The organism is Phytoactinopolyspora endophytica (assembly GCF_004138495.1).
GTDB lineage: Bacteria > Actinomycetota > Actinomycetes > Jiangellales > Jiangellaceae > Phytoactinopolyspora > Phytoactinopolyspora endophytica.
In genome coordinates this window covers 9,999-14,318 of record NZ_ML142859.1, presented here as the reverse complement: position 1 = coordinate 14,318, position 4,320 = coordinate 9,999, and the positions used below count along the sequence as shown (strand labels likewise).

Sequence of the window (4,320 nt, the reverse complement as noted above, 5' to 3'; positions counted from 1 at the left end):
CGGCGACCGTCTCCATCTGTCCCGGCCGCAGGTCGGCCATTGCCGCGACGGTGCGGGCGGCTTCATCGCGGACCCTATCAGCCGACGCGCCACCCGACACGATCACGAGCACAGCCGTCATCGCCGTCACGGCGATAGCGCCACGCCGCACCGTCGAACGCAAGATCACAGTTCTACCTCCGGTCTATCGGAACAAGGGCGCCAGCAGCCGCGTCTGCCATCGTGACCGACGTACGTGCCCGTCCGCCCTGCTCATTCCCGCGGAGTGATCTCTGTCGTGACCTCGGTCGTCATCTGCTCCGTCTGCTCCGTGCCATCCTGCTCCAACGTCATCTCAGTCTCCGACGTGACGCTAGAGGATCCGGAGACCGCCATAGGGAAGCTCAGACGGCCCCTGGTGGTACCACTGCCACTGGCCGTGTAATCCTCCACTACGACCTGCTGGCCATCCTCCTCGGCCGTGGCCGGCATGACCTGTTGGGAGACCTCAACGTCCAGCTCGTAGGCGTCGCCGTCGAAGTCAGCCAAGGTATAGGACGCGGTGTTGCAGAAGGTGGCGTTGCTCACCTCATGAGAGCTGACTATGTCCCACTCTGCCCCCGGACCCAACGGCTCCGTCGGGAACGGCGTCGTCATGTCCCCCAGCATCTGTTCGAGTTGCCCAACCATCTGGGTGAGCATCGGGTCCGAGCCATCCGTCGTGACCTCAGCGTCGACGAACGCACCGGAACGCGTCGTGGTCAGGGTCCCGGAAACGCCCACGAGCAGGCTGCTCATCGACTCCGTCACAGCGTCGCCGTCGGCCTCCCCCTCGTCGTAAACGAACGACATCTTGATCTCATCGTCCGTGACCTCATCGACGGTCGTCGTCATGCCGAATTGCATCATGGGCACCGCGTCTGTCGACGCGCTCTCACTGTCGACGCCGGTGTCGATGCTCATCCCTGTCTGGATGTCCACCGTCGCGCTGTCGCCGACGGTGGGCGACATCTCCATGACCTCCCGCGGCTCATCGCCCTGGTCGAGAACCGTCACCTCCGGCGGCCCGTCGCAATCCTCCGGGCTGACGCCCGACGTGTCGTCGTCGCCGCATGCCGTCAGCGCAAGTACCAGAGTGGTCAGCAAGACGCTGCTCGCTTGTGTACGCATCTTAAGAATCCTTCATCTTCAGGTCGATCGCGGAGCAGCGCTCCGAATGAACACCGTCGACCGACGATGCCGGACAATGATTGCAGCGCCCGCTTGCACGGCGCTTGCGCTACGCGTTCGGAGTCCCCGGAACGGTAGAGGCGGACAGACGTGATTCCCTGTCCCGCCGACGACGCCACCTGTGGATATGCACGACATAGACGATGCCCAGCACGCTGACGGCAGCGACGGCCGAGCCCGCCCACACGGCTCCCCACGGGAACGGGTCAGCGATCTCGCCCGGCCGGACGACCACCCGTACCCGGTAGCCGGGAGACTCGGTGAAATAGACGTTGCCGTGTGCATCGACGGCGAGGTTCGACGCACGAGCGCCTGCGTCGTCGGAGAGCTCGGCCACGGTGTCGATCGTGCCGTCCGTGTCGACCCTCCTGATCCGGCCAGATGCGCAGACATCGACGGCGCCGTCGCCGTCCACCGCGACATCGGTCGGCGAGATCAGGTCGGCTTCCGTCCTCGCCGAGCTCGTACACCTGGCTGGAGTAGGCGTCGCCCAGATACATCGCGCCGTCCGGCCCCGATGCGATCCGCAATCCATTGCCCAGGACCACCGTGCTGGCGAGCTGGCCGTCGTAGGCCTGCTGGCGCCAGTTCCCGCCGGCCACGACGGACGTCGCACCGTCCGGGTACATCCGTACCGCTGCACCTCCCGCGGCGACGTATACGTTCCCATCGGTACCACGCTCGACATCCGTCATCGCCCGGTCGAACGGATACTCTTCATCGACGCCTCCGGCCACCGTGGTGAGCGTGCCGTCCGCGTCCACCTTGTCGATCCGCCGGTCCTCGGGGGACGCGCGGTCAGCGATGTAGAGGGCGTCGCCACCGGCGGCCACGTCCGTCACGCGCATGCGGACCTCCGTAGCGGGCCGGCCCTCGCCGGCTTCGTCGAGCGTCATGTCACCAGCGCCGTCTCCCGCAGGCGCCAACCGTCGGCCCCTAGCTCCCCGACCACGGTGTCATCCGTCACGGTATCGATCACGCCGTCCGCACCCACGGTGCGGAGTCGCTCGTTCGACTCGTCGGCAATGTAGAGCGTCCCATCCGGCGCCACATCCATCGTCAGCTTCCGGCCGAGACCAGCCTCGCGCGCCGCGCCGCCGTCGCCGGGGCCGACACCGTCGTCGCCGCCGTAGAAGCTCGGCTCCCCGGTAACGCCGCTTCCCTCGCGCTTTCCCCTCGATTGCTCGCACTATCCAGCCGATGAGGCCGACATTTCGGTCCGGCGTCTCGCGGAAGGAAAGCACGGCCCTACGTCGACACGCGTACGTCCGAAGACGCAGCCGAGCGGATGCACCATGCCCGACGACAGATGACCCTGGCTGTATGAGACACACGATCGTCACCACCGACCGGTTGACCAAGCGGTACGGCCCGCATTCCGCGGCCGACGCGGTCAGCCTGACCGTCTACGCCGGCGAGGTGTACGGTTTCCTCGGCCCGAACGGTGCCGGTAAGACCACCACGCTTCGGATGCTGCTCGGGCTGGTCCGGCCGACCAGCGGCAGCGTGACCATCCTGGGGCACGCTCCCGGGCATCCGGCCGCTGTCTCCGCGACCGGCGCTCTCGTCGAGGGACCCGGTTTCTACCCGTATCTCTCCGGCCGGGCCAACCTTCGCGTGCTGGCCCGCTACCGACGCATCGGCGATCACGCCGTCGACGCTGCACTGGAGCGTGTCGACCTCAGCGACCGCGGAGGCGATCCGTTCCGGACCTACTCGCTCGGCATGAAACAGCGCCTCGGCGTCGCGGCGGCGTTGTTGGGTGAGCCTGAGCTGCTCATTCTCGACGAGCCGACCAACGGCCTCGATCCTGCCGGAATGGCGGACATGCGCCGACTGATCGTCGACCTGGCCAAGGGCGGTCAGACGGTGATCCTCTCCAGCCATCTGCTCAGCGAGGTGGAGGAGATCTGTGACCGCGTCGGAGTCATCTCACGCGGACGGCTCCTTGCCGAAAGTACCGTAACCGAGCTCCGCGGAGGCAGCACGCTGTACGTCCGCGCCCGACCGGTCGACGATGCCCTTGCCATCGCGATGGAGATCGCCGGTGACGACGCGGTCCGGCTGGTCGACGGCGGCCTCTGGCTCGACGTCGACACGGAGATGGCGCCCCAGCTGGCGAGGAGGCTGGTCGAGGCCGACGTGGCCGTCCATGAGATCAAGCCGTCCGAACGTTCACTTGAGGATGTCTTCTTCGACATGACCTCGAACGACGAGATCGTCACGAGCGCAGACCAGACCGAGGAGGCACGATGAACGCCCTGAGAACTGAGCCGACACGAGTCAGCGGAACGGCGGGCGGCGCCATGAGCGACATGGTCGCGAGCGCGCGGGCTGAGCTGCTGCGGCTGCGCAAGTGGCCCGCGCTGTGGGTGCTGCTCGGCGTGTGGATGCTGCTGAACATCACGTTCGGCTACCTGTTCAGCTACATCGCGTACGCCACCGGATCGGTGAGCTTCGCCACCGAGGGCGTCCCGCCAGACCGGTTGCTCGCCGACCTGCTGCCCGACGCGGTGCCCCAAGTGCTGACCGGCGGCATGCCCATGTTCGGCGGAGCGATCATGCTCGTCCTGGGAGCGCTCACCGCCGGCAGCGGTTACGGCTGGGGCACCTGGAAGACGGTCGCCACCCAGGGCCCTCGGCGTTCCACGGCGTTCGCAGGTACTCTCATAGCGCTCGCGGTGGTCCTCGTGGGCACCGTCGTGGTGACATTCGTCGTCGACATCGGTGTCGCCGCACTCGTCGGGGTCGTCGAGACCGACAGCATTCCCTGGCCGGGCGTGGGCGAGTCCGCCCAGGCGCTCGGTGGAGGTCTGCTGATCTTCGGAATGTGGGCCGCGGCCGGTGTCCTCATCGGTATCCTGACGCGGAGCCCCGCGATCGCGATCGGACTGGGTCTGGTCTGGTCCCTGGTCGTCGAGAACCTCCTGCGCAGTGTGGCGGGTCTACTCAGTGGCCTCGAGTACGTCACCGACGTGCTTCCCGGGACGGCGGCCGGGTCGTTATCCGGGGCGCTGGGCGCCGCGACAGAGGCCGGCGGCGGCGCGCCAGGCGTGCTGACGATCCTCGACGGCGGGACGGCCACGGCCATCGTCGCCGTCTACATGGTCG

5 protein-coding genes are annotated in these 4,320 nt (G+C 67.3%); 2 read left to right on the top strand and 3 right to left on the bottom strand.

Annotation, left to right across the window (positions count from 1 at the left end; all coding sequences use genetic code 11):
• Positions 1–252: 252 nt before the first annotated feature.
• The 3 genes from ELR45_RS20215 to ELR45_RS35555 form a co-directional block, all read right to left on the bottom strand.
• Positions 253–1,149 carry a hypothetical protein gene (locus tag ELR45_RS20215; RefSeq protein WP_129667984.1) on the bottom strand — a complete coding sequence of 299 codons (897 nt, stop codon included), beginning with the start codon at positions 1,147–1,149 and terminating at the stop codon, positions 253–255.
• Between the two features lie 109 nt (positions 1,150–1,258).
• Positions 1,259–1,546, bottom strand: a complete 288-nt coding sequence (locus ELR45_RS35560) for a hypothetical protein (RefSeq protein ID WP_165367960.1) — start codon at positions 1,544–1,546, stop codon at positions 1,259–1,261.
• A gap of 555 nt (positions 1,547–2,101) precedes the next feature.
• Positions 2,102–2,266, bottom strand: a complete 165-nt coding sequence (locus tag ELR45_RS35555; protein WP_165367959.1) for a hypothetical protein — start codon at positions 2,264–2,266, stop codon at positions 2,102–2,104.
• A gap of 266 nt (positions 2,267–2,532) precedes the next feature.
• Here ELR45_RS35555 and ELR45_RS20205 point away from each other — a divergent pair, with 266 nt between their 5' ends.
• The gene (locus ELR45_RS20205; protein WP_129667982.1) at positions 2,533–3,465 is read left to right on the top strand and encodes an ABC transporter ATP-binding protein; all 933 of its coding nucleotides are present in this window, start codon (positions 2,533–2,535) and stop codon (positions 3,463–3,465) included.
• Positions 3,462–4,320: hypothetical protein (locus ELR45_RS20200; protein WP_205856933.1), on the top strand; the 859-nt coding region annotated here is incomplete at its 3' end. The genes ELR45_RS20205 and ELR45_RS20200, both read left to right, overlap by 4 nt.